General features: G+C 47.4%; 23 protein-coding genes and 1 pseudogene. 3 read left to right on the top strand and 21 right to left on the bottom strand.

Annotated elements, in window-relative coordinates; translation table 11 throughout:
* Positions 1-414: hypothetical protein (locus JO375_RS17080; RefSeq protein ID WP_229525592.1), on the bottom strand; the 414-nt coding region annotated here is incomplete at its 3' end.
* 411 nt (positions 415-825) lie between these two features.
* Between JO375_RS17080 and JO375_RS17075 the strand changes: the two genes are divergently transcribed.
* Together JO375_RS17075 and JO375_RS17070 are read left to right on the top strand one after the other, a co-directional pair.
* Positions 826-1,431 (top strand): CPBP family intramembrane glutamic endopeptidase, encoded by a 606-nt coding sequence (locus JO375_RS17075; protein ID WP_229525591.1) that lies wholly within the window; start codon positions 826-828, stop codon positions 1,429-1,431.
* Positions 1,432-1,510: 79 nt separating this feature from the next.
* Positions 1,511-1,957 (top strand): hypothetical protein, encoded by a 447-nt coding sequence (locus tag JO375_RS17070; RefSeq protein ID WP_229525590.1) that lies wholly within the window; start codon positions 1,511-1,513, stop codon positions 1,955-1,957.
* A gap of 19 nt (positions 1,958-1,976) precedes the next feature.
* On the opposite strand, the gene JO375_RS17065 is transcribed toward JO375_RS17070, so the two are convergent.
* Positions 1,977-2,120: a hypothetical protein gene (locus JO375_RS17065; RefSeq protein ID WP_229525589.1), complete on the bottom strand. Its 144-nt coding sequence runs from the start codon at positions 2,118-2,120 to the stop codon at positions 1,977-1,979.
* A 70-nt stretch (positions 2,121-2,190) separates the two neighbouring features.
* On the bottom strand, positions 2,191-2,613 hold the full coding sequence (locus JO375_RS17060; protein WP_229525588.1) for a hypothetical protein: 423 nt from the start codon (positions 2,611-2,613) through the stop codon (positions 2,191-2,193).
* A 15-nt stretch (positions 2,614-2,628) separates the two neighbouring features.
* On the opposite strand from JO375_RS17060, the gene JO375_RS17055 reads away from it, so the two are divergent.
* The gene (locus JO375_RS17055) at positions 2,629-3,252 is read left to right on the top strand and encodes a site-specific integrase (RefSeq protein ID WP_229525587.1); all 624 of its coding nucleotides are present in this window, start codon (positions 2,629-2,631) and stop codon (positions 3,250-3,252) included.
* Positions 3,253-3,364: 112 nt separating this feature from the next.
* Here JO375_RS17055 and glnA read toward each other — a convergent pair whose 3' ends face one another.
* The 18 genes and pseudogenes from glnA to JO375_RS16965 all read right to left on the bottom strand — a co-directional run bounded on the left by glnA (position 3,365) and on the right by JO375_RS16965 (position 25,447).
* Positions 3,365-4,693: a type I glutamate--ammonia ligase gene (glnA, locus tag JO375_RS17050; RefSeq protein ID WP_229525586.1), complete on the bottom strand. Its 1,329-nt coding sequence runs from the start codon at positions 4,691-4,693 to the stop codon at positions 3,365-3,367.
* Between the two features lie 88 nt (positions 4,694-4,781).
* The gene (locus tag JO375_RS17045) at positions 4,782-5,195 is read right to left on the bottom strand and encodes a MerR family transcriptional regulator (protein ID WP_007430683.1); all 414 of its coding nucleotides are present in this window, start codon (positions 5,193-5,195) and stop codon (positions 4,782-4,784) included.
* Between the two features lie 83 nt (positions 5,196-5,278).
* Positions 5,279-6,532 carry a methionine gamma-lyase family protein gene (locus JO375_RS17040; protein ID WP_229525585.1) on the bottom strand — a complete coding sequence of 418 codons (1,254 nt, stop codon included), beginning with the start codon at positions 6,530-6,532 and terminating at the stop codon, positions 5,279-5,281.
* 112 nt (positions 6,533-6,644) lie between these two features.
* Entirely contained in the window at positions 6,645-7,931 is a 1,287-nt protein-coding gene (hflX, locus tag JO375_RS17035; RefSeq protein ID WP_229525584.1) for a GTPase HflX, read from the bottom strand.
* A 112-nt stretch (positions 7,932-8,043) separates the two neighbouring features.
* Complete coding sequence (locus JO375_RS17030) at positions 8,044-9,027, bottom strand: AAA family ATPase (RefSeq protein ID WP_229525583.1); 984 nt, start codon at positions 9,025-9,027, stop codon at positions 8,044-8,046.
* A gap of 115 nt (positions 9,028-9,142) precedes the next feature.
* A complete protein-coding gene (locus JO375_RS17025) occupies positions 9,143-9,838 on the bottom strand; it encodes a YdcF family protein (protein WP_229525582.1) in 696 nt (231 codons plus the stop codon).
* A complete protein-coding gene (locus JO375_RS17020) occupies positions 9,835-10,392 on the bottom strand; it encodes a DUF402 domain-containing protein (RefSeq protein ID WP_229525581.1) in 558 nt (185 codons plus the stop codon). Before JO375_RS17020 ends, JO375_RS17025 begins: the two co-directional genes overlap by 4 nt.
* A gap of 168 nt (positions 10,393-10,560) precedes the next feature.
* Entirely contained in the window at positions 10,561-13,209 is a 2,649-nt protein-coding gene (locus JO375_RS17015) for a PBP1A family penicillin-binding protein (protein WP_229525580.1), read from the bottom strand.
* A 185-nt stretch (positions 13,210-13,394) separates the two neighbouring features.
* A complete protein-coding gene (gene hfq, locus JO375_RS17010; RefSeq protein WP_229525579.1) occupies positions 13,395-13,640 on the bottom strand; it encodes an RNA chaperone Hfq in 246 nt (81 codons plus the stop codon).
* A 20-nt stretch (positions 13,641-13,660) separates the two neighbouring features.
* Positions 13,661-14,641 (bottom strand): tRNA (adenosine(37)-N6)-dimethylallyltransferase MiaA, encoded by a 981-nt coding sequence (gene miaA / locus JO375_RS17005; RefSeq protein WP_229525578.1) that lies wholly within the window; start codon positions 14,639-14,641, stop codon positions 13,661-13,663.
* Positions 14,625-15,476 carry a class I SAM-dependent methyltransferase gene (locus JO375_RS17000; RefSeq protein ID WP_229525821.1) on the bottom strand — a complete coding sequence of 284 codons (852 nt, stop codon included), beginning with the start codon at positions 15,474-15,476 and terminating at the stop codon, positions 14,625-14,627. Before JO375_RS17000 ends, miaA begins: the two co-directional genes overlap by 17 nt.
* Before the next feature lie 16 nt (positions 15,477-15,492).
* Complete coding sequence (mutL, locus tag JO375_RS16995; protein ID WP_229525577.1) at positions 15,493-17,646, bottom strand: DNA mismatch repair endonuclease MutL; 2,154 nt, start codon at positions 17,644-17,646, stop codon at positions 15,493-15,495.
* A 66-nt stretch (positions 17,647-17,712) separates the two neighbouring features.
* Positions 17,713-20,535 (bottom strand): DNA mismatch repair protein MutS, encoded by a 2,823-nt coding sequence (mutS, locus tag JO375_RS16990; protein ID WP_229525576.1) that lies wholly within the window; start codon positions 20,533-20,535, stop codon positions 17,713-17,715.
* Between the two features lie 108 nt (positions 20,536-20,643).
* Entirely contained in the window at positions 20,644-21,876 is a 1,233-nt protein-coding gene (locus JO375_RS16985; protein WP_229525575.1) for a putative amidoligase domain-containing protein, read from the bottom strand.
* A 140-nt stretch (positions 21,877-22,016) separates the two neighbouring features.
* Positions 22,017-22,574, bottom strand: coding sequence for an outer spore coat protein CotE (locus tag JO375_RS16980; RefSeq protein WP_229525574.1), 558 nt, complete (start codon positions 22,572-22,574; stop codon positions 22,017-22,019).
* Between the two features lie 126 nt (positions 22,575-22,700).
* A pseudogene (locus tag JO375_RS16975) lies at positions 22,701-23,470 on the bottom strand (LysR family transcriptional regulator substrate-binding protein); the annotation flags it as partial.
* 9 nt (positions 23,471-23,479) lie between these two features.
* Positions 23,480-24,436 (bottom strand): aromatic acid exporter family protein, encoded by a 957-nt coding sequence (locus JO375_RS16970; protein WP_229525573.1) that lies wholly within the window; start codon positions 24,434-24,436, stop codon positions 23,480-23,482.
* Between the two features lie 177 nt (positions 24,437-24,613).
* On the bottom strand, positions 24,614-25,447 hold the full coding sequence (locus tag JO375_RS16965; protein ID WP_229525820.1) for an ABC transporter permease: 834 nt from the start codon (positions 25,445-25,447) through the stop codon (positions 24,614-24,616).
* Positions 25,448-25,452 lie beyond the last annotated feature (5 nt).

Below are 25,452 nucleotides of genomic sequence, written 5' to 3'. Positions count from 1 at the left end.
GAAGTTTGAAACATTAACCCCTCCGCGCTCTGATATCCCCCATCGGTATCCCGTGCCAAGCACCATATTTAAGATTATCTTCGCTTTGCAATAAAGGCTGTTTGTTATAGCTGAATCCATTTCGAGTTGGACCCCGTATAACTGTGCGTCTGTTCGAAAATTGGAATCCGACATTATAATTTGATTTGCGCTTATCAAAATGTCCTTAAAGCTATCGGCTCTTATGATTTTAGCCTCTGCATAACCACCTCCTTGGCAGGCAAAGCGTACGGTATTGTTACAAATAGCAGCGCTAATGCCATTTCTTACACGGATAGCAGAAATGTAATGAGCGCTAGTGGAGTCTCTGATATCCATATCAATGGTATTTTCCGATACCAGAACATTTTTGAAATTGGCAAATGTGCTTGGCATCGTAGAGCTGCCGACAAAAATTGCTGCTCGCATCTTACCTGTTACGATATTGCTGGAGATAGATATGTTTTCAAACTTGTTTGTTGGATCACCAACTAGGTAGATTCCTGCACTGTTTATATTGTTGAGTTCTATCTTGTTATCTTCAATATCTGCAGTTGATATTGATGTGTCTTCGTCATTTCCTATCGCGATCTGTCCTTTAGCGGTGCTTGCACAAACAATTATATTGTCTACGAGGCTTTCATACTTGTATCTTAAATTGGTTTTGTTACTATAACGCTGCGGATTTTAAAGGGAAACATTGTTCTATTTATCCCCAATAAACGCCAATCTAAAATCACTACGGATATTGGAGTTACAGAACAATTTATGGTAATATCAAAGAAATTTATTAAAGGAAACAACAAAATGACTAAAAGTAAACTTATTCTCTTTATATTGTTTTTTTACATGGGCTGGACAATTAAGGAACTAACATTCCATCCAAAAATATCTGATTTGAATCTTTATTTGATATCATTCTTAATAAAACTGTTTTTTTGGATCGGGCTGGTAGTCATTTATTTCGTATATATCGATCGAGTAAGGCTGCGACAAATCATTGACTACATAAAACTAAAACAAAATATTATCAAGGGAGTATTTACTGGTGGAATTATTGGATTATTATTGGTAGTAATCGAGGTTACTATCTTTAATGGTTTTAGATTTGACATAGGAATCAGATGGATCATTACACCATTAGCGGCATTTTCTGAAGAAGTGGTGTTCCGAGGATTCATTATGAATAAACTAAGAGACCATCAGGTAAAAGGAAATAACTTTATACAAGCCATACTTTTTATGGGGGTACACTTTCCAATAGGTATTATTTCAGGATATTCACTTCTTAACTATGTGACCATATTTCTCGTAGGATACATTCTTGGATTTATATATAAAAAGACTTCTTCGATATGGGCTCCAACGATTGCACATAGTGTCTACAATATTCTTATTTATTTAAGGCAGTGAATTTACCTTTTTCTTTTAAGGTGGCAATCATTATTGCACTATCGGAGAATGAGAACTCAATTGAAAAGGGTGGATAAGAATGTGGAGAGATGTCCAACATGCTTGGAACCCAAACCAAAAGGAAATTAGAATATGGGCATACAGCGATATGAAAATACCGGACCAGGATTGGGAACTAGCTGTGAATAGCTTTGAAAACATACCCATGATATGCAACTTTGTCGATGACGAAAAATGCAAACACATTCCTTTTTTTCTAAGTAGTCTTTATGTTTTCACTGGTGATGTTGTTGAATCTGGAGAAGAGGAAGGTATAAAAGAATTATCCGTACTATTAGAAAAGGTGAGCACCTTCGCTAAGACTGAGGAGCTTAATTTCTGGATTGAACGCTCAAAACACCTTATACAACATCCAAGGGATTATAATTATGATTATTGGGGCTTGGGATGTATGTGTATAAATAAGAGTAAAGACCTCTCCAGTACGGAGAGGTCTTTCTATATATCTCTGTTGTATTTTATTTAATACCTTGGTAATACTGATTTTATTTCAATGCCGCTATAGCTTTATTTATTTCTTCTAGTTCAGTCTTATATTTAGCAAAGACTTCCGCTGTCTCAGCTAAATCTTTCTTGGTTTCATATTTCAGTCCTTTACACCGAGTATAAGTTCGTCTTCTTGTCTCCAAAGAAAGAAACCTCCAAGCGAACCGAGCAACGCAGCGGCTCCACCAAAGTACCTAAAGAATTCATATAGCATCACGATAAATCACCTTTTCTAATTTTTTTGTTTGCTGGAAAGAGTTTTATCAATCTCTTCAATCTCTTTTTTGATTTTTCTATAATACTCTCAAGCTGAGTGATTTGGTCTTTATATCCTTGAATCTTTTGATCCCCGATAGACAAAAAGCGTTCATCAGATACTTTTTCTCGGCTTTTTTGTGCAATTTGAAGATTCACCAACTGATCCTCAATCCCTTTTTGCGTTGTAGCAATTGTTTGTTCCAATTCTTTTTTTCTATCCACCAGTTTTTGTTCAAACTTATTGTTACTATCATCCACTGAAGTAGAGCCTGGTACAACATTTACATCAGAAGATGCACTTGAAGATGTACTTGAATTAGTAGTAATTTGAATTGTTTTTCCGTCCACCTTTAAACCAGCTCCTAAAGAATCGGACACAGCTCTCAAAGGTACATGCGCCTTTCCATCAACAATCGCATTCTCAGCAAGCGAGTTGCCGTTTACTGGTTTTTCTTCAAGTTTTTGATCGAGACAGGTATGCGTAAAGGTGAAGCAGCCGCGTTGAAGTGGTCAGATATTGAATTGAAAAATAAAACCGTGGTCGTTAAAAAAACTTTAGATTTTGATTTTCCCGAAGCCCATGAGGAACTGTCCGGGGACACGAAGAATGATAATTCTGAGAGAATACTACAACTCAGCAATACTATTATAGCGGATTTTAGACATCATATGAATGTTATAGATCAAAACAAACTTATCTTGAATGAAATGTATAGGCATGATCTGAATTTGGTAATGTGTCGAACAGATGGTAGGCTAATCCCTAAATCCACGCTTTTCAATGCTTTTTCCCGGATTTTAAAGCGGGCAAAATTACCGTCTCTTCCTATCCATTCTTTACGACATACTCATACGGTCCTGTTGCTTGAAGCTGGAGCTACCATGAAGTATATACAGGAAAGACTTGGGCATGGAGGCATCCAAATAACAGCTGACGTCTATGCACATATCTCAAAAAAAATAGAGATGAATAGCATCAAGAAATATGAATCTTTTACCGAAAGTCTACTTCAATAATTATTTTTTTGTGGGGAATTTGTGGGGAAAACTAGGTAGTGCTAAAAAACTGATGGATTACCCACAAAAGCAAAAATCCCTCAGCGCTTAGAGCGCCAAGGGATTTCCCATTTTAATACAACGTCAGATATTGATCACGTTCCCACTGGTGAACCTGTGTGCGATACATATCCCATTCAATTTCCTTAAGCTCGTAGAAGTAAGCTAGGGCATGGTCGCCCAGTGCTTCAGAGATCACTTCACTTCGAATGAGCTCAGACAAAGCTTCCTTCAAGTCTGCAGGCAGGCTTGGAATGCCTTCCTCGATCCGCTCTTCCTCGGACATAACATAGATATTACGATCAATTGGAGCTGGAAGAGGCAGCTCACGTTTGATACCATCCAAACCAGCTCTCAGCATAACAGCCAAGGCCAGATAAGGGTTGGCAGCCGGGTCTGGGTTGCGAACTTCGACACGAGTACTCAGCCCACGAGATGCAGGAATCCGAATCATCGGGCTGCGGTTGCTTGCAGACCATGCAACATAACAAGGTGCCTCATAACCAGGTACGAGACGTTTATACGAATTTACCGTTGGATTCGTGATTGCAGCCATGGCACGTGCGTGCTTGAGAATACCAGCCATATAGTGGCGAGCAATATCACTCAATCCGAGTTCATCTGTCTCATCATAAAATACATTTTCATTGCCCTTGAATAATGACTGGTTACAGTGCATACCGGAGCCATTCACACCAAACAAAGGTTTTGGCATAAAGGTGGCGTGCAGACCATGCTGGCGTGCGATCGTCTTAACAACGAGCTTGAATGTTTGAATCTGATCCGCCGCTTTGATCGCATCTGCATATTTAAAGTCAATCTCATGCTGGCCAGGAGCAACCTCATGATGGGATGCTTCAATTTCAAAGCCCATTTCTTCAAGCTTAAGAACAATTTCGCGACGGCAGTTTTCACCCAGATCCATCGGTGCCAGGTCAAAATATCCGCCTTGGTCATTCAGTTCTGTGGTTGGCTCCCCTTTTTCATCTGTTTTAAACAGGAAGAATTCCGGTTCAGGACCAACATTCATCGAAGTGTATCCCATTTCTTCCGCTTCCTTAAGCACACGCTTCAAAATACCGCGCGGGTCACCTGCAAATGGAGAGCCGTCCGGCTTGTAAATATCGCAAATCAAACGGGCTACACGATCCGAAGTTACCCAAGGGAATACAACCCATGTGTCCAAATCCGGGTATAAGTACATGTCAGACTCTTCGATCCGGACATACCCTTCAATGGAAGAACCGTCAAACATCATTTTGTTGTCCAATGCTTTTTCTAACTGGCTGACTGGAATTTCAACGTTTTTAATTGTGCCAAGCAAATCGGTAAACTGCAAACGAATAAAGCGAACATTTTCTTCTTTCGCAATTCGCATAATATCTTCTCTAGTATAACTCACATTAACCTCTCCCTTTCTGTAGCAACTGTGTACAAATCAGCTATTCCGTTAATTTCTTACATGATGAGTCCAAAAAGTACAGCAATGTCTATCTTTTATTGAAAAACCGTGATAATTCGCCTTGGATCAGGGACACCTGACCCGGTCTTTTACCTGCCACCAGCTGTTGTTTCAGCAAGCGATGAAGCTGGGTATCGGACATTTCACGGCGTTTGACTTCCGTATCTGCGGTAATAACTGTAGCCTCCTCCGATTCTTTGGTAACCGGATTCATCACTTGCTTAATGCCCGCAATGTTCACACCCTTTTCAATTAAGGCCTTGATTTCAAGCAAACGCTCTACATCATTAAAGGAAAAAAGACGCTGGTTACCCGATGTACGGGCCGGAACTATCAAGTTATGCTGTTCATAATAACGAATCTGACGTGCTGACAAGTCCGTTAGCTTCATGACAATACCTATTGGAAATAAGGCCATATTTCTGCGAATTTCGTCGCCCATTTGTCATCAACCTTCCAGTGATCTATTATGCACCTTATTGTACATTTAGCTGATACAAAGTGTCAATGACATGTGAGAAAAACTCACAATAATTTGCGTTCTTTCATCGTTTGCAGGGCCATAAGCACTCCATATTTCACATGAGAGTAAGTTAAGCCCCCTTGCATGTAACCAATGTAGGGTTCACGAATTGGAGCATCTGCCGATAATTCCAGGCTTCCCCCTTGTATAAAAGTACCCGCAGCCATGATAACCGGATGCTCGTAGCCTGGCATATCCCACGGCTCAGGCACTACATGACTGTCCACAGCCGCTGCTCGCTGAATTCCCTGCACAAAAGCAATGAGGTGCTCTGGCCCGCTAAAAGAGATGGCCTGAATCAGATCCGTACGGTCTTCATACCAGGCTGGATTGGTATCAAAACCCATTTCCTCAAAAACCGCAGCTGCAAACACACTGCCTTTTACCGCCTGTCCAACCAATGTTGGAGCAAGGAATAGGCCCTGAAAAATACCTCGCGTAGTTCCCAACATGGCCCCTACTTCTCCGCCAATTCCAGGCGCTGTCAAACGATAGGCTGCCAGTTCTACATACTTTTGTTTACCACAAATGTAACCACCCGTTTCAGCAATACCGCCACCTGGATTTTTAATCAATGAACCTGCCATCAAGTCGACACCGACCTGAGTAGGCTCCAGCTTTTCGGTAAACTCACCATAGCAATTGTCCACAAAGACGATGACGTCAGGTTTTATTGCCTTGACGCGCGCTGTCATTTCCTCAATATCCGCTACACTAAAGGAGGCTCTCCAATCATAACCGCGGGAACGCTGAATACCGATCACCTTGGTGCTCGCATGGATTGCGGCTTCTACAGCTTCCCAGTCGGCTTTGCCTTCTGCTGTCAATGCTGTTTCTCTATAAGTAACGCCAAAATCCTGCAGTGATCCTGTCCCATCTCCAGGCTTGCCAATCACCTTGTGCAGCGTATCATAAGGCCGCCCGGTGATGTACAATAGCTCGTCTCCTGGACGCATCACACCGAATAATGCGGTAGCGATCGTATGGGTGCCCGAGGCAAAATGCGGACGCACCAACGCTGCCTCCGCACCGAATACATCGGCATAGACCTCTTCCAGCACCTCACGTCCCCGGTCATTGTAAGCATATCCCGTCGAACCTGCAAAATGAAAATCGCTTACCCGCTTCCGCTGGAAGGACTGGATAACCTTCCACTGATTGGCGTCTACAATATGATCTATATGACGTATGCGTTCCTGTATTTTCTGTTCTACTTTTTCCTGAATTTGTTGAATTTCTGGACTGAAAACTACCATTTCCCCTGCTTGACCCTCTCTCTTACGCAGCCATAGGCTATTGATGTTATATTTTTGTTCGCTTTAGACGATGAGCTTTATCATTTCATTGACCTAAAAGCATTATCGGATGTTAAGATTCTGTGAACTCGCTCAGCACATGCCCATATTTTTCATACTCGCCTTTTTGGATTTCCACCTCATATATGACATCATTGCCATCATACTCTGTTAGCAGCACATCCCCAATTCGGTACAGCACAGATGTCAGGTCGCCGCGTTCGGCAGGAAGGCGGAATCTTAATGTATCACCGCTCAAATGCTCCTGAACCAGCTCACGGATGCGCAACAAATCGGCTTCATCGAATGAGCTGATTTTCAAATAACCTTCCCCGGAAGGAAGCATTTCCAATTGCTCAGGGGTGCAAGCGTCTTTTTTGTTAAACAATACAATCTGAGGCTTATCCGCGGCACCGAGCTGCTGCAAGATCGTCTCCACAACTTTCATCTGTTCGTCGCGCATGTCCGAGGAAGCGTCCACCACATGCAAAATCAGATGGGCTTCATTCGCTTCCTCCAAAGTAGCGCGGAAAGAAGCTACCAAATCATGAGGCAGATTTTGAATAAATCCGACCGTATCTGTGAGGATGACTTCTTTGCCACTCGGCAATTCCATCGTTCTGGAGGTCGGATCGAGCGTTGCAAACAGCTGGTTTTCAATATATACATCGGCCGCCGTCAGTTGCTTTAACAGCGTCGATTTGCCTGCATTGGTATAACCGACTAACGCTACTTGTACAACTCCACTTTTTTGTCTGCGCTCCCTGTGCAAATACCGGTGCCGGGTCACCTCTTCCAACTGGCGTTTCAGATCGCTGATTCGGTCACGAATATGACGACGGTCTGTTTCCAGCTTGCTTTCACCAGGACCGCGCGTTCCGATCCCGCCTCCGAGCCGTGACAGGTTTTTACCATGTCCGGATAGGCGCGGAAGCAAATATGACAGCTGTGCCAGCTCGACCTGAATTATACCTTCACGTGTTTTCGCGCGCTGGGCAAAAATGTCCAGAATGAGCTGTGTCCGGTCAATAATTTTGAGGTCCAGGCTTTCTTCGAGATTTCGTACCTGAGCCCCCGACAGCTCCTGGTCAAAAATAGCCGTATTCGCTCCCAATTCCTCGGCAACTGCACGCAATTCCTCTACTTTGCCTTTACCAATAAACCATTTGGAGTCCTTTGTCTCTCTATTCTGAGTCATGACGCTCAGCACTTCAACTCCCGCCGTCTCAGCCAGCTTCACCAGCTCATCCAGCGAATATTCTGTATTGATGCCAGAGCGTTTGACTTCATCCGTAATCAGACTGACCAATACGGCCTTGTCCAGTATTTCGGTTTGTGTATCATATGTGGAATTCGCCATACTGTTTGCTCCTTTATGTTCATATCAACCCTCGAACAGAGACCGACCTGATATTCAGGCCGGTCCCGTTCGAAATCATGTCATTCGATGTGATTCAGATTCCTATTATCGCCTATCTTTTGTCCAATTTCAAATCCTCCGGACGCAGCGTCATCAATTCCTGTTTGCCGGGCTGCCCGCTCTTGTATTGATTGAGCAGCCTGACAGCCTGGTGCCGAATTGCTTTTTCAATCACGTTACGCACATAACGCGCATTACTGAATGCATGAAGACTGCTATTGCGTTCGTTCAGCAAATGCTCTTTCATTTTGAGTATGGACTGGGGCATCAGAATATAATCCCGCTCCTTGGCCATCATCTCGGAAATTTGGATAAGCTGATCAACGGTATAGTCAGGAAAATCCAACTGAATCGGAAAGCGGGAAGGCAAACCGGGATTCGTGCGCAAAAAAAAGTCCATTTCCCCTGAATATCCGGCAAGGATCAAAATAAATTGATTTTTCTGATCTTCCATAGACTTTACCAAGGTGTCAATCGCTTCTTTGCCGAAATCCTTTTCTCCTCCGCGTGCCAAACTGTAAGCCTCATCGATAAACAGCACTCCGCCGAGAGACTTCTTGACCAGGTCCCGTGTTTTTTGAGCTGTGTGTCCAATATACTCACCTACCAGATCAGCTCTCTCCACTTCAATCAGATGGCCTTTACTCAGCACCCCCATTTTTTGCAGCATTTTAGCGATAATGCGAGCTACCGTCGTCTTCCCCGTACCTGGATTCCCTTTGAAAATCATGTGATACACATGAGCATTGCTCAACAAACCCGCATCCGTGCGCATACGGGCGATCTGCAAAAAGGCATATACTTCAAATACAAGATCTTTAATGTTATCCAAGCCAACGAGATGATCGAGTTCTTTCTGAATTTCCTGATAAAGACTGAGATACTGCGGTAGGGCCTGCGGCTTGGTTGAATCAGCTGCTTCCTTCTCGTCCACAGTCACCGAAGCAATCGGCTCCGGGCTACGCAGCACGACATTGATTTGTCTGGAAGGTCTCTCCTCCGACCGCTTGCCCGCGGCGATTCCCCGTCCGTTCATACATCCATCACCTCAACATTTCTTCAGGCACAGCTTACCCTACTAATGTATTCGGCCCGGCATGTCCTTATTAGCACAAAAAGAGCGGAAATGCAGACAAAGCACCTTTCCCGCTTCAAGTCACCGCAATTTGAGCACTGATCCACCATCGCTGCAGCGTCCATTTAGCGTAAGCCAAAATCTCTCTTGATTGATGAAGCGGCATATTCAGCACGTTGGATTCCGTCAGAGCCATCTGGGGATGATCGAAATCCAAAAACTGGGCAATCTCTAGCGCGCGAGGGCCATGATAGCTATGTGTAATGATTATGGACGATGTCCATCCATGCTCTTTCATAATTTGCTGGCTGTACAGCAGGTTTTCATAGGTGCTGGTCGCTTGGTTTTCCAATATAATATGCTGGGCAGGGATGCCCCGGTCTATTAAATAGCGTTGCATCCCCTCAGCTTCCGTATACGGAAAATCGGGCTTATCCAGCCCTCCACTCACAATCAAACGCTTTACGGTTCCATTACGATACAGCCGCAAGGCTTCTTCCAGCCTTTCCTTTAATCCAGGGCTTGGCTCTGCTCCCCACATAGAAGCGCCTAATACGATGCCGATTTGTGCCGGCCGAAGCGGAGTGGTAGAGGCAGCAGTATTCATGTTCCAGACTCGGATGCCTGACCATACCAATCCGGTCAAGAAAACGATAAGCAAGCACAATGTGAGCCGCTTGGGGATGACAAATCTCTTACCTGCAGGACTTGGCCTTTTTTGAGACTGGGGGCGCTTTGGCCCAATATTGCCAATCCGCTGCAAAACGTTCATCGCTCCCTCTTGAAGTCACCGTTGTGAAACCATTCTGCCCGGTGTTTCAACGACATTTTAAAATAGGGGAACATGTGGGCATCAATCCGATGTAGCACATCAGCCGCTGTACGGTTAGCCAATTCTGCCTCTTGCTTTGAGATATGCCCGCGCTGTAGCGCTTCCTCTAGCTCATCCTCATCCACCAAGAAAATTTCTCCGTTTTTGAGCACCACGACATCCAAATACAAATCGTCAAACCAGGGGACCCCCTGATCGGTCACGCCCTGATTCCGACAGGTATCAATATACCATTCCACGATCTGCTCGCGATTGTCAAACATGGCAGTCACCACATAATGCTCACCCTTGGGATAGTACTGCAGCCAGGAATAACCTTTATCGGCTATGCAAAACGTATGACCACCGTAGCTTTTCCATAATGGATCCTTGAGACTCAAAATGGTATACAGGGTCACATATCCTGTAAACGCGTCACTTTCTACATACCGGCAAGTAAACTTGCGATTCGTGATTCTACGCCAGTTGGCCCGGTCTCCGAATTTGCGCTTCATAATGATGTTCCTCTCCAACATTGGTAAACCCAGCTTACCATATTTAAACTGTACACTCAAAAAAGATACTGTCATAACAACAAAAAAGGTATTTTCGGACCATAGTAAGGCCCAAAAATACCTTTAGCTTGAAACAAGTCGTCTTACTTCAATCAAAGCTTGCTAATTCTAGTTGCGGTGTCCACGATTGGAATTTGAACGGCCATTGGAGTTGTTCTCCAGGCCTCCATCCAGCGGAGCTCCTGTAGATGTATCCGTACTCTCCGGATTCACCATTGTATTCTGGTCAGGGCTGCCTGTATCCGGTATGGTACTCTGACCATTTCCCTGATTGGCATTATTTCCGTTACCGTTTCCGTTATTGTTCCACACACCTCCGGCGCCATTTCCACCGGTATCCCCAGGAGTCACCGGAACCTGCCCCGAGCCCGTATCGTTATTCACACCGCCCGGGGTTGTATTTCCTTGATCTGTGCCGTTTTGACCGTCTGTAGTCCCACCGTTTTCCGGTAAGGTTCCATCCTGGCTAGGATCGGTTCCCTGCTGTGGATCTACCGGTGCAGTGTCTGCCGGCACTTCGATATGAATCGTATTGGAAGGGGCGGATTCTTTACCATCCGCTCCATAAGCGACGACATAATAATCATACGCATTTCCTGCCACAGGAGACGTATCTTCAGCGCTCGTGCCGTTCATCGCCTCCATAATCGGCGTATAGCCTGCATCGGAAGCCCCTTTACGATACACGCGGTACTGTACATTATCTCCTGCTGCCGCAGTCCAGGACAGGGATACAATTTGAGTATCCTGATTATAAGATCCTTTCAGACCGCTTGGAGCAGCAGTCTGAACTGGCTCGGCCGGTTTCTTTTCTACCGGTGGTTCATATCCCTTCGGCTGGGAAAATTGCGTAACCGGGTGTCCCTTGAGCGCATCGCCCATGACTCTGCCGAAAAAGGCTGCAGACTGTCCGCTGTAGTTCCTCAGCATATGCTTGCTGTCAGGCTTGTCGTATCCCATCCATACGGCTCCGGTATACTCCGGTGTATACCCAACAAACCAGATGTCCCTGTTTCCGCTGTTGCCGCGGATTCCACTTTGGGTCGTGCCCGTCTTGCCTGCTACCGGCCAGTCAATACGTGCTTTGCGGCCTGTGCCGCTATTGACCACGTTTTGCATCATCAGTGTCATTTCATAAGCCGTCTTCTCACTCATTACAGGCTTAGACTGCTCTTCGTGAGTGTAAACCACTTGATCCTCACTATTGTTAATTTGCTTTATAGAATAAGCCTTTTGGAATTGTCCCTTGTTGGCAAAAGCACTGTAGGCCTGTGCCATCTCAAGGGTATTGGTCCCTTTGCTTAATCCACCCAAGGCGATCGCAAGCGAGTGATCATTTTTATCCATCGGAATACCCAGACTCTCCGCGAATTGAACCCCTTTTTCAACGCCAATTTGGTTCAACAGCCATACTGGCGGGATATTTTCGGAATTCGTAATCGCATCGAGCATGCTGATCGTTGAAGAATATCCATGCAAGTTTTTCGGGCTATAGCCGTTAAAGCTTTGCCGTTCGTTGCTTAAAGGGGTATCCATCGTAAATTTACCGGATTCAAGAGCCGGTGCATAAGCTGCAATCGGCTTAAAGGCCGAACCTGGCTGTCTGCGGCTTTGAGTTGCCCGGTTAAAGGTTCCCTTTTTGTAATCCCGTCCAGGTGACATGGCGGCAATTCCGCCTGTCTGGTTGTTAATAATAACCATAGAAGCCTGGACTTGCTGGTCGTCCGGACTTTTTTCGAACATGTCATCATCTGCCATCGCCTGATCCAGTGCATTTTGAGCCTGGGCATCCATAGTCGTATGAATTTTATAACCGCCAATAATCAGGTCATTTCCACTAACGCCTGGCAGGGCTTGCTCTGCCTCTTCCATGACATATTCCATAAAATTCTGATACTTTTGAACTTTTTCCGGTTGCTTGTAATCGTAATTCACAGCCTTGGCCTCTTCCATCTCTTGCTTGCCAATTATCCCCTGCTCAAACATCAGCTGAAGTACGACGGCACGCCGGGCCTTCGAGTTCTCCGGATTACTGATCGGGTTATATTTGGAAGGACCTTTGGGAATGGCCGCTAATGTAGCGATCTGCCACAACTTTAATTTGTTTAGATCACTCACTCCAAAATAGCCCTCTGATGCTGCTTTAATCCCAGAATACGAGCGTCCAAACCAAATCCGGTTCAGATACAGCGTAATAATCTGATCTTTATTCAAATTCCGTTCCAAAGCCATCGCAATTGAGACCTCGGTTGCTTTACGGAAAAAGGTTTTGTCACGCGACAAAAACAGGTTTTTGGCCAGCTGCTGGGTCAGCGTACTGCCCCCCTCCACTGCTGAACGGGCTATAACATCCTTCACAGCCGCCCGACCAATGGACCAAATATCCACACCCTGATGTTCATAAAACCGTTTATCCTCAGTCGCCACAAAAGCTTTTTTGAGCAAATCCGGAATTTCCTTACTTGTAACAGGATCGCTTTTTTGTACGGACAGCTCACCCATGAGCACACCGTTGCGATCGTAAACCTTCGACGTCTCATTTACTGTAATTTTATCCTTGTTCGCTTGGTAAATCTTTTCTCCGTTAACCATGACAAACAAGTATCCGGCAAGTGCGCAAAATATGGCTAACGCCGCTGTAATAAACAGCGTCCACCCAATTCGCTTACCTGTAATTTTCTTTTTCTTGCCCTTCGGCTTTTCTTTAGGTGTGCTTCTATTGCGATTGCCGGATCTGGACAATGAATCGTTTGGCATTCCCCTGACTCCCTTTCGCGAATAATCATATGTTGACGAATATGCGCCTTGCTAGCGGCAGCATGAAATCAATTGCGGAATGAAAAGAACAACCCTTTTCAGGTTGCTCCGGTCACATTCCTATACAGTTAGACGAGACGGACGCTTGAAAAGTTTCATCTACCCCGGCGACTGTCAGGTCCTAATCAGTTATCGCTGATGTTATCCTGTTGCTGAACAAGCGATACATTGCGTTGTGGTGTAAAAGTAGAGATCGCATGCTTGTAGATCAGCTGCTGTTTCCCATCAGAGTCGATAACAATTGTGAAGTTGTCAAATGCCTTAATCGTTCCCCGTACCTGGAATCCATTGATAAGGTATACCGTAACAGGTATAGAATCCTTACGCAATTGATTCAGAAACGTATCCTGGATATTAATAGACTTGTTCATTTTAGCCGTACCCCCAATAATCATTTGGATTGTTTTGAAGTATATTCAAGGTCTGTCTGGAACTTTCCTGCTATCATTTCATGTATTTGGGCTGCATGAGCAGAAAAATTTCCAAGATCAGTGACATCTACCCACTGGATATCCTTCATATGGCGAAACCACGAGAGCTGTCGCTTCGCAAAATGACGCGTATCCCGTTTTAGCCAAGTCACCGCTTCTTCCAAAGACACCTCTCCCCGGAGGTAGGAGGATATCTCTTTATAGCCTAGACCTTGCATGGAGATGGCATCGCTTCGCACTCCCCGTTCCATTAAGGAGGCTACCTCAGCAACAAGCCCTTGATCGAGCATCCCGTCGATTCGGTCTTCAATACGTTTATAAAGCATTTGCCTATCCATTGTCAAACCTACAATGCACAGTTGGTATGGAGATTCCTTTTTTTGACTGGCTAATTGCGAGCTAAGTGTCGTTCCGCTAACATGGTAAATTTCCAATGCTCGAACGACCCGGCGAAGGTCATTCGGATGCAAGCGAAGCGCACTTTCAGGATCAACCGCCTTCAGCCGCGAATGAAGCGCTTCGGCCCCATACTGCTCTGCATAGTCCAGCTGTTCCTGACGAAATGCTTCATCAGCACCCACCTCGGAAAACCGGTATTCATAGCAGACAGATTCCACATATAACCCCGTTCCGCCTACGATAAAAGGCAATTTCCCCCTGGCATGTATTTCCGGTATGAGACGACGGCAATCTTCCTGAAATGCAGCTACTGAATATGGGTATTCAGGCTCATGAATATCAATCAAATGGTGCTTGATTCCCTGCATTTCCTGCTTGGAAATTTTGGCTGTTCCAATGTCCATATGACGGTACACCTGCATGGAATCACCGGAAATAATTTCCGCGTCAAATTGTCGTGCCATCTCAATGCTTAGCTTCGTCTTGCCGACTGCAGTCGGGCCAACAAGAACAAGTAGTTTAGGCTTAGGTGCCGCTGTCAATATCAATCACTCCGTACACTGTTTTCGTTGTGCCCCGTTGCTCCACACGGAAGCCGAGACGGGCAAATTCCCCGCTGCCCCGTTTCTCCTTCAATACGATTGTTTTCCGTGCAATTCGCTTGGCTTGGACAATGCTTTCCTGATCTAGCGCGTCTGGATTGGCCAACCCTCTCAATGGGCTGATTGCACTGGAATCAAGCAGCGGATCGCGAAACATCGGGTCAAAATAAATAATATCTGCACTGCGATCCGGCAAGCTGCGCAAATAGTCCAGATGATGGCCAAAACGAACATCAATGCTGGAAAAGGCTTTATCCACCGCAGAATTACCGGAGCGGTAATGCCTCATTCCGTCCCTGATCAAAGCATAGACGGGGAAAGAGCTTTCCACAGCCGTTACTTGTCCTGAACTTCCCGTTCCAATAGCAAACAAAAGCGAATCCGTTCCGAGCCCTGCGGTACAGTCCAACACGATATCACCCGGAACGAGTCTGGCGGCAGTCAGCATCGGGTCAGGTTCACCCTTTAATACCCGCTTGGCACGAATGAAGCCCATACTCGGGTGAAAAACCATCGCTGGTTGGGCTTGGCTTATCAGCCTCGCTCCGCCCTGCACCAGTACCAGTGCCTGATGCACTCCGTAAGCAGCAAGCAGCTTTGCAACTGATGTCCCACGACGGGGGGCGTACATTACACCCAGCTCGGCAGCAAGCAGCTGCGCCCGCCGCACAATCTCAGGCACAGGGGAGTCTCCCGTCGTTATCAGTAACTCCGCTTGTTTCTCACGAAGCTTCGCCTGTCTTTCTTCTAAATGGCTTTCCCGATCCTGCAACATATTCATTTATACTCCCTTACATTACTCTTTTAAACATTTTTTCCAAATCATACACGGAAAAGGAAACGACAATGGGCCGCCCATGGGGGCAAGTGTATGGTTGTTTGCAGGCTGCCAATCGTTCCAGCAATACAACCGCCTGTCGATCAGTCAGCTTCTGGTTGGCTTTAATCGAAGCGCGGCAAGAGCACATAATGGAGGCTGCCTCGCGGAGCTTGGCAAGATCAATCGCTTTTTCCTCCAGCACCCATCCGGCCATTTCCTCAATAACATCCGCTTCCTCCCCTTTGGGAAGCCAGTAAGGATACGAACTGACACGGAAGGTTTGACCACCAAAATGCTCCAAATACACCCCTGCCTGTTCAAACCAGTGTAGTCTCGTTTTCAATTTTTCTGTCTCGGAAGGCGTGAAATCCAGTGTAATCGGCAGGAGCAGTTCCTGCGATACAGCCTCGGGATTGCCGAATTTTTCATAATAAAATTCGTAATTGACCCGCTCATGGGCAGCATGCTGATCAATTAAATACAAGCCCTGCTCGTTCTGCGCAATCAGGTAAGTTCCGTGATGCTGACCAATCAAGTTCAACTCAGGAAAAGCCGGCAGCGAGGGGGCTTCACCAGCCACCGCTGACAGTTGCCCGGCATTCAGCCGTGGCTGACGCTGCTTCTCGTCTGCCAAATAGCGCGAGTCCATCGCGTTTCCTGTACTCGGAGGCGCAGTAGCGCGATAGACAGCAGAAGCGGCCGTTTCCTGAACTCCTTCGCTGCATTCGCAAGATGCGTTCATTGCCGCTTCATTCCCTTGCAGCTTCTGCCCATCGTTCTCAGCCACAAAATTGGCATTCAATTCCTCGTCGCTGATGCTCGCACCTGAAGGAGCGCCTGCCCGGTTCACAGCAGAAACGCCTTCCTTATACGGCCGCTGCTGACCCACCGGACTAGCCTTACGATTGGCTTCATTCCCGCTCAAGCGATTGGATTGGCCCAGTTCCCCTCTCTTTAGTAACGAATCGGAAAGCGGCTGTGCCTGCCCCTGTTCTTTACCGGAAGAAACCCTGTCTTCCGGCTCATTTCCCGTGCTATATCCAGTATCATGTCCCTTCGAAAAATAGAACTGCTCCTGTATGAACGAGCCACTATCCTTGCCGCCGATTTCGCGCTTGACTACATTCGGAATCAGCACCTGCTGTCCCAACACAGCTTTGATCGAATCCTCAACCAGTTGAAACAACTCGGCTTCCTTGCTGAACCTCACCTCAAGCTTGGCGGGATGCACGTTAACATCCACTAAAGAAGGATGCATCTCCAGCCGGATCACTGCCAGCGGAAAACGATTGATCGGCAGCAAAGTATGATATGCCTTAAGCAGCGCCTGATTCAGCCCGAAGCTGCGCACAAAGCGGCCGTTCACGACGGTCGAGATCGCATTCCGGTTCGATCTGGTCCACTCCGGCCGACTGACAAAGCCGCTAATACGGTAATCGAGGCTCTCTCCTTCCAGCGGCAGCATGGATTTCGCCGCAGAAGTTCCGTAAATAGCAGCAATTACCTGCAGCAAGTCGCCATTGCCCAGCGTTTGAAGCAATGAATTGCCGTTGTGCCGCAAGGTAAAGGCAATTTCAGGGTACGAGAGCGCCATCCGGTACAGGACATCGGAAATATGTCCCAGCTCCGTCTGGATCGTTTTCATATATTTCAACCGTGCCGGGGTATTATAAAACAGCTCCCGCACGGTAAAATCCGTGCCCTTCCGAGCGGCTGCATCCTCGTGAAGCACCAGCTTGCCGCCTTCAATGACCAATTTACGAGCACGCCCGTCATCTCCGGCTGCCGTAAGCAGTTCCACCTTGGATACAGCGGCGATACTCGGCAGCGCCTCCCCTCGAAAACCGAGGCTTGTAATCTGAAACAGGTCGCGGCCATGTCCAATTTTACTAGTCGCGTGTCGATAGAATGCCGTTTCCACGTCTTCAGACTCAATGCCGCTTCCGTTATCCGTAACCCGGATACTTTGCAGTCCGCCTTCTTCAACCCATACATCCACACGCGTACCGCCTGCATCAATCGCATTTTCCACCAGTTCTTTCACGACGGAGGACGGACGCTCCACAACCTCGCCGGCAGCAATCTGGTTCGCAATATGCTCATCCAGCACCCGAATTTTAGACATCCTTTTAGCCTCCTCCTGACTTTAAGTTGTGATGAAACAGAAAAATTAATCCCGTCATGTATGTTATTACAGGCCGTTGGCCTTGTTTTTCAATTCATTTAGCAGCTGCATGGCCTGCAAGGGGGTCATGTTCATGACATCCGCATTTTTCACCTTTCGTAAAATTTGCCGTACAAGCGGATTCGTTTCGGCCATCTCTGACGGAGGCTTGACCGGGGCAAGCTCCTGCTCTCCGAAAATAGACAGCTGGATCACTTCGGCTGCTTCCCGCTCTAACACAGGGGAGTCTTCCCCAGCTTGTACAGTAGCCTCTTTTACAAGCATAGCTTGCTGCGATAAAGTCTGGGCTTGCCCGGCTGGAGCTCCCCCTTTTTCTCGCAACATCTGGCCTGAATGGCTCCCGTTCAAAGAAGAATCAGCATCTATCCCCGAATATGCATGATGAGCTGCTTGTTGCTTCGCACCCGCTGCTGTTTCAGTGCCTGCCGTTACCTGAGCTGCCGCATGCTCAAATCCATGCAGCAGTCCATTTGCACGTTCAATAATGTTGCTTGGCAAGCCTGCCAGCCGGGCACAATAAATGCCATAGCTGCTGCTGGCTGCCCCCTGTATGAGCTTGCGCAGAAAATTCACCTTGTCACCGCTTTCCTGTACTGCCATGGAGTAATTCCGCAGCGAGGACAGCGTTTGTTCCAAATGAGCCAGCTCATGGAAATGCGTAGATACCAGCGCTTTGCAGCCGATAGTGTCATGGACAAATTCAATGACGGCCTGCGCAATCGCCATGCCTTCGCTGGTGGACGTACCACGTCCCAGTTCATCAATAATGATCAAGCTTTGTGGTGTTGCCTTTTCTGTCATCACCTGGATATCAGCCATCTCCACCATAAATGTACTCTGCCCGCCGATAAGATCATCCGCCGCACCGATACGTGTGAAAATGCGATCCAGCATCGGCACTTTGGCACGTGCAGCCGGAACGAAGCAACCGATTTGAGCCATAATGGCAATCAGCGCAACCTGACGCATATACGTGCTTTTACCCGCCATATTCGGGCCGGTGATCAGCAAAATATGTGCATCTGCCTCTTCAAGTGCGGTAGCGTTGGCGATAAAGCTGCCATCTTTCATTACAGCTTCCACAACGGGATGCCGCCCCTGCTCAATCACAAAATCGTATCCTGTTGTCAGTTCAGGCTTCACGAAGCCGCGCTCCGCGCTAACGGATGCCATGGACTGATATACGTCAATTTCGGCCACCTGCTCTGCCAGCTTTTGCAAACGTTGAATTTCAGCGTTCAGTTTACTGCGAAGTTCAGAGAACAGCATGTACTCCAGATCGACCATTTTATCCTCGGCTTCCAAAATCAATGATTCCTTTTCCTTCAGCTCGGGTGTAATATACCGTTCTGCATTGGCCAGTGTCTGTTTGCGTTCATACCGCCCTTCCGGCAATGAGCTCAAATTGGATTTGGTCACTTCGATGTAATAACCAAACACTTTGTTGTATCCGATTTTGAGCGACCGGATGCCGGTTGCTGCACGTTCCTTAGCCTCCAGTTCGGCAATCCAGCGTTTGCCGTTCACACTCGCCTCGCGCAGCTCGTCCAGGCGCTGATGATAGCCTTCCTTGATAATTCCCCCGTCTCTTACGGAAATCGGCGGCTCCTCCGCCACCGCCTCATCGATCAATGCGCACAAATCTGCACAGCTATCCAGGTTTTGTGCAATCCGTCTCAGCGTCTGTGAAGGCGACTCCGCGCACAGCTTGCGCAAGCCAGGAATCCGGGCCAACGACAGCTTTAGGGCAATCAGATCGCGTGCATTGGCGCTGCCAAAGGCAATTCGCCCCACCAGTCGCTCCAGATCGTAAATCTCTTTTAGCTGGGCACGCACATCTTCACGGAAAATGAACTGGTGGTATAATTTGTCCACCGCCTCCAGCCGTTCTTCGATCATATTGCTGTTCAGCAGCGGCTTGTCGATCCAGCGACGCAGCAGACGCGCTCCCATCGATGTCTCCGTCCGGTCCAGCAGCCACAGCAGCGAGCCTTTCTTGGAGCGTTCGCGAACTGTCTCTACCAGCTCCAGATTCCGGCGGGTAAACGGGTCCAGGATCATAAAATGATTCGGCTCATACACCGAGATTTGGGTTAACTGGCCGAGCGATCTTTTTTGCGTTTCATTTAAATAAGAAATCAGACGCGATACACACAGCCTGCGTTCCTCTGTAAGTCTCGCCCACGCAGCTTCGCCAAATTGCTCCCGCACAAGATCATCCTTGGATTTGTCCCAAGCCGTATACACAATACGCCGTCCAACAGGAGACATACGGGATGTCACAAAATCGAGCAGATGACCGTCCCCTAACATTTCGGACGGCTCATAAATGTTGATTTCATCCAGCAGCCATTCTTTCGAATCCGGTACAGAGGTCACATACAGCTCACCTGTTGACAAGTCGCATGCCGCCAGTGCCAGCATCCCATCCGTTTCCGTAACGCAGACCATGTAATTGTTAGACTTGTCACCCAGCACTTTGCCTTCCATGACTGTACCCGGTGTCACAACGCGGACAATATCCCGCCGCACCATTCCCTTCGTGGTTGAGGGGTCTTCCATTTGTTCACAAATGGCCACCTTATATCCCTTCTCAATAAGGCGCTGTATGTAATTTTCCGCCGAATGGTAAGGCACGCCGCACATCGGAATTTTTTCCGTGCCACCACCTTCGCGACCAGTAAGTGTAATTTCCAGCTCCCTAGATGCCAGAATAGCATCATCAAAAAACATTTCGTAAAAATCTCCCAGGCGGAAAAACAAAAATGCATCTTTAGCCTGCTCTTTTATGGATAAATATTGCTCGATCATCGGTGTATATTTCGCCATTATTCACAACCTCCACAGATTGTTCCGTTAAAACTTGTATTACTTTACATTATAGCAAAAATAAAAGTCGATAACATGAAGCATCCTTCTTAGTGTCACCAGCAACATTTACGAAAGCTTCCAGAACCGGCGCAGATCCCGTGATTCATCCCACTGCTTCCCCTTGCGGAGACTTTCCAGCAAAGGCCCGACATAAGCTTCATATTGCGGATACACCTCCAGTGAAACGATATCCGTAACAAGGGGCTCTATACACTCCTTAAGCACACTTCGATTCCCTTCATAAAAGGCTTGATGAATCTTCTCCCCATCTAGCGGGCTACACTGCAAACGCAGATATTGAGTTGCGATAAGAAACGCCATTCCTATCACGCCTTTCGCCAGTTGAGGTGAGACTAGAAAGCTGGGCAGGGTTCGATATTCAAAGCCACCATACGATTGACGACGAAAATCACCCAAATTGCCGTAATGGGGCCGGCGTTTGGCCGCGCGCTTATCTTCCAGCAGCGCCAAAGGCAGCGCCAAATAGTTGTCCAGCGTCCGCAGCAGCGGCCCGTTCAGTGGAATCCCGCTGAAATGCAGATGTCCGCCCAGCGGAAAACCGGGTTGCGGCATCCCGCCTGCCTGCCAGATGAGCGTCTGGTCAGGAATACGCCGGGCTGCTATGGCAAAAGCTTGCCGCAAATGCTTGAGCAAACGGACCGGATCGCCACCCGGTGCAGGACGCAGTTCAGCCACGGGATAGAGCGTTCGCCCCCGGCGCGATACGGCATCGCAGCCTGCCACGCCGATGCGGCCCAAATACTTTGAGGCGGGAACAATCCTCCCCTCAGGCATCCGAACCAGCAGAAATTCGGGGTCCATCCCGATCAGCAGTTCAGTTGTCCCCCGCTCCGTCAGAGTCTCTTCCTCCTGCACCTCTTCTTTTCGCGCCGCAGCTTCGTACAACGCCCCCAAACGTCTATCGTTAAGCCATGGCTGTGCCGCGATATCGCGTACCTGACAGCTGCGCTCTCCCAGCAGAGTCAGCACCACCTCACCGCTGTCCAAACCAAGCGTGTACAGCGTACGCACAGCCAGCCGCTCCATCCGGGTATAGAGCTGTGAATGACAATCCAATGCAGGCGGATCGTATGTACGGACGTCAGAACGCCTTTCAATGGTACGTCTTCGAATTTCCAGCACCTGCAGTTGATAGATTTCCACGGCATAGCCTATCGCAAAATCTGCTATACTGTCATCCATCCAACGAACCGATATACCCGAGCGCTCAAGTCTACGCTTTTTCTCCTCATTTGTCATCTGTCTAAAACGTCTGAGCGCCTGTCCCGGCTGCTGCATCACATATCCCTCCCTACGAATTGCACGTAAGATGACGTATGGATCAGGTCCGCATCGCCATAAAAAAAGAGGGCCTTTGCCCCCTGCGCGAAAATCAGCCGGCGCAAAGAGTAAAGCGGCCCTCTTTTTGGGTACTCCCATCAGAGCTCGTCGTCAATGAGGTCGGGGTCGAGCTCCTCATAGTCCCCCTCTTCCGCTCCAAAATCATAATCCTTGTCAAAATCCTCACTGCTGCCATACGGGAATACTTCCACTACAATCTTCGTTTCCGCTACCAGCTCCACCGCAAATTCCCGCTCGACCCGGATCATTACGCTGCCGCCCCCAGAAGTTACACTCGCCTCCACGCAGCTCGGCTCTTGTGTAGCTTCGGCGGATACTTCCACTGTAGATGCCCGATGCTTTGGATCAAGATACGAAAGCGGCACATGTTCTACATACGACACCGTTTCCTTAGCCACATCGGTCTGCGAGTTTTTATCGTATGAGTACCAAATATTGATGTCATACGTCCCGACGACCTCAATGCCGTCCCCGGCCGCCACAGCTTCATACTGGTGGTTAATAATCCATGCCCCCAAAATACTGGTCGGACTATTGGGCGGAGTTACGGTATGGGTTACGGTAGAGAATCTGCGACCTTTTCCACAGATCGCTTTAGTAATAATCTCTCTACGATTTTTATGACCTAATGCCATTCTTGAACCTCCTCCATACAATCAATCATTCCATACATATGTATGCAGGTTGTGGGCGAATGTTGAGTGAATAGGCGAAAAGGAAAAAATATTATTTGTATAAGCATATGCTGCAATGGCTTGAACTCATTCACGCCAATGTGCCACATGCTGCTCTAATATCTGTAAAAATTCACTAAGTGCCGGAGATTTCCACTTTTTCGTGTGATAAGCGATCTGGGTAGTCACCTGCTGCTCACTGTCATCCCACGCCAGGCGTGCCATTTTTCCTTCACGCAGCTCATTTTGTACCGTAATCAGAGGAAGCAGCGCAATCCCCAAACCAGTCATGACACATTGCTTGATCGCTTAAATTCTCCAAAACTCCAGACTCGGGTCTGCAAAAATACCATGTCTATTCAAATACTGCTCAAACCGTATACGGTAAGTGCAGCCGGACTCTGTATTCAAAATGGTTTCATCCTTGAGGTCGCCGGGCTCTACCCTTGTATAAGCAACCAGCGGATGCTTGAGCGGTGCGACCAATGCCATCGGTTCATGGATGAGCGTCGCCACATACAGCTCCCTGTCTTCCGTCTCAGGCTGAAGCAAAAAGCCAAATCCAGTTCGCCAGAACGGACCATATCGCGCAATTCCCAGCATTCGCCGGGTTTGAGCACCATTTTAACCTTGGAATACCACTCTCTATACTCTCGTATCAGCTCTGGCAATCGAAAAGCAGCCAGCGACTCTGGTGCTCAAATTCTCAGCGTGCCCGTTAGCTCCGTCTCTGAACAAAGCGCATCCTTGGCCATAGCATTCATCTTGGAAATTTCCTGCGCATAGGGAAGCAGACGCCGTCCGGCATCTGTCAGCATAATTTTTTTGCCAATGCGATTAAAAAGCGGCTGTTCAAGGCCTTTACTCTAGTTCTTCACCGGAGTAGGGGCCTTGTCCTTTTTGGCAATTTTCAAATACTGATACAGCTCATGCATAAGCTGCAATAGTGCCGAACGGATCTCGAATTCCGACCGTGTCGCGGGAAGCTCCATTCCTCTAAATTCCTCACGAACCTGTTCCAGCAGCTTCTCGGTCTGGCCCGTATAATGTCCGGCCAAAACATCATGGCTAAGCTGGTCAAACAGCTCCGCCAGAAGCTTGGCCTGCGGCATATGCTGATACATTTGCGCAATCAACTGCATCATATTTTGAATCGAATCCAACTGCTCCCTACGCATGTAAAAATATACATTCCATCCTTCCTGGGGACGGAGCATCTGATTTTCCAATGAACGCCCCGCTTCGGTTACCCCCTTGGCAATGATGCTGTTCGCTTCGATAACTTCCTTGCCATCCCATATGTAAGCCGGACTGCGCAGCGTATTGGCCATGCTTCGGAATATGACGGAAAACGTCCGATCAACCTCCTGCCGAATTTGCTGCATCGTATTATCGGAGCGTGGCATATAAGCCAAATTGACGACCATGGCAGAGCCCAGCCCAATCACTAACAAAGCCAGCTGAGTCAGAAGCACCTCCATATCAATGATACCGCCGCTGAATACACGGAATACGACAACCGATCCCGTGACAATCCCTTCCTTAAAGCCCGCCCGCACAATGACCGGGAACGCCGTCAAAATATATAATGCCAGGACCCAATCATGGAATCCGAAAACAACAAATAAAACACAGGCAAAAAGAAGCCCCACGACCGATGCAAAAAATCTCGCCGAAATGGTACGGAGACTTCTCTTGCGTGTGATATCCACCCCCAAAATAGCCAAAAGCCCTGCCGAGGTAGCTCCATGAATGCCAATACCGTCTGCAATGAGTACAGCCATTAGTGCAGCAATAGCCGTTTTAATTGTTCGAAAGCCCATGAAAAAATTCTGTCCCCTCTAGCTGAAAATCTGTTTCGTATTTTGCATCATTCGATTCCTAATGCTCAAAATCGCACTTTGGATTTATGCAAAATGCCCGTTTTCATAAATTTTAAGTAATTTCATTTTCATGGTACTTTATTTTAACGTATTAAACAAATGCCCCGCGGTTTATTTTTAGCGTTGAGGACGACCAGCCAACAGACGCTGCTCCACATATACGACCGCCTGGTACATCAGTGCAGCTACGACGGCAATGATCAGCAGACTGGACATCACCAGCGTAAAATTGAATACCTGAAAACCATAAATAATCAGGTAGCCAAGCCCGTTTTTGGCGACCAGAAATTCACCGACAATTACGCCAACCCATGCCATGCCGACATTCACCTTCAGCGTAGAGACGATAGCAGGAAAGGATGCAGGTAAAATCACCTTTTGGAACGTATCGCGCCGTGATCCGCCAAACGTTCGAACCACCTTGATCAGATTCTTATCGACTTCCTGAAAGCTGTTGTATACAACCAGTGTCGTAATGATGACGGTAATCGAGAGGGTTGTCATGAGGATCGCAGTAAATCCTGCTCCAAACATAACGATAAAAATCGGACCCAGTGCCACCTTCGGCATACTGTTGAACACAACCATATAAGGGTCTAGCACCTTTGACAAAAACGGTGACCACCAAATAAGTACAGCCAGCAGTGTGCCAAGCAGCGTTCCAAGTAAGAAACCGGCCACGGTCTCCCCAACCGTAACACCGACATGCCCCCATAGCTCGCCACTGACCACATCCTTGCCAATCTGAGCAAATATTTTGCTCGGATAGCTGAACAACAGCACATCAATCCATTTTAATCGGCCCGCAATTTCCCATAATACAAATAAAAGCAATAAAATAGCTATCTGTACACCTATTACCAACCGCTGCTGAGAACGCCTGTCACGCTGATACTCCCGATGCAATTCTTGTATCCAGCGCTGCTCAAGCAGCTGAGCTTCGTCCCCCATGGTAT

The sequence above is a fragment of the Paenibacillus farraposensis genome, assembly GCF_020736845.1.
Lineage (GTDB): Bacteria > Bacillota > Bacilli > Paenibacillales > Paenibacillaceae > Paenibacillus > Paenibacillus farraposensis.
This window is presented reverse-complemented; position numbering and strand designations above follow the sequence as displayed.

Coding starts and splice junctions, on each gene's coding strand:
- JO375_RS17075 (WP_229525591.1), top strand. CDS start 826: ATGACTAAAAGTAAACTTATTCTCTTTATATTGTTTTTTTACATGGGC.
- JO375_RS17070 (WP_229525590.1), top strand. CDS start 1,511: ATGTGGAGAGATGTCCAACATGCTTGGAACCCAAACCAAAAGGAAATT.
- JO375_RS17055 (WP_229525587.1), top strand. CDS start 2,629: ATGCGCCTTTCCATCAACAATCGCATTCTCAGCAAGCGAGTTGCCGTT.
- JO375_RS17045 (WP_007430683.1), bottom strand. CDS start 5,195: ATGGGCGACGAAATTCGCAGAAATATGGCCTTATTTCCAATAGGTATT.
- JO375_RS17040 (WP_229525585.1), bottom strand. CDS start 6,532: ATGGTAGTTTTCAGTCCAGAAATTCAACAAATTCAGGAAAAAGTAGAA.
- hflX (WP_229525584.1), bottom strand. CDS start 7,931: ATGGCGAATTCCACATATGATACACAAACCGAAATACTGGACAAGGCC.
- JO375_RS17030 (WP_229525583.1), bottom strand. CDS start 9,027: ATGAACGGACGGGGAATCGCCGCGGGCAAGCGGTCGGAGGAGAGACCT.
- JO375_RS17025 (WP_229525582.1), bottom strand. CDS start 9,838: ATGAACGTTTTGCAGCGGATTGGCAATATTGGGCCAAAGCGCCCCCAG.
- JO375_RS17020 (WP_229525581.1), bottom strand. CDS start 10,392: ATGAAGCGCAAATTCGGAGACCGGGCCAACTGGCGTAGAATCACGAAT.
- JO375_RS17015 (WP_229525580.1), bottom strand. CDS start 13,209: ATGCCAAACGATTCATTGTCCAGATCCGGCAATCGCAATAGAAGCACA.
- hfq (WP_229525579.1), bottom strand. CDS start 13,640: ATGAACAAGTCTATTAATATCCAGGATACGTTTCTGAATCAATTGCGT.
- JO375_RS17000 (WP_229525821.1), bottom strand. CDS start 15,476: ATGTTGCAGGATCGGGAAAGCCATTTAGAAGAAAGACAGGCGAAGCTT.
- mutL (WP_229525577.1), bottom strand. CDS start 17,646: ATGTCTAAAATTCGGGTGCTGGATGAGCATATTGCGAACCAGATTGCT.
- mutS (WP_229525576.1), bottom strand. CDS start 20,535: ATGGCGAAATATACACCGATGATCGAGCAATATTTATCCATAAAAGAG.
- JO375_RS16985 (WP_229525575.1), bottom strand. CDS start 21,876: ATGCAGCAGCCGGGACAGGCGCTCAGACGTTTTAGACAGATGACAAAT.
- JO375_RS16980 (WP_229525574.1), bottom strand. CDS start 22,574: ATGGCATTAGGTCATAAAAATCGTAGAGAGATTATTACTAAAGCGATC.
- JO375_RS16970 (WP_229525573.1), bottom strand. CDS start 24,436: ATGGGCTTTCGAACAATTAAAACGGCTATTGCTGCACTAATGGCTGTA.
- JO375_RS16965 (WP_229525820.1), bottom strand. CDS start 25,447: ATGGGGGACGAAGCTCAGCTGCTTGAGCAGCGCTGGATACAAGAATTG.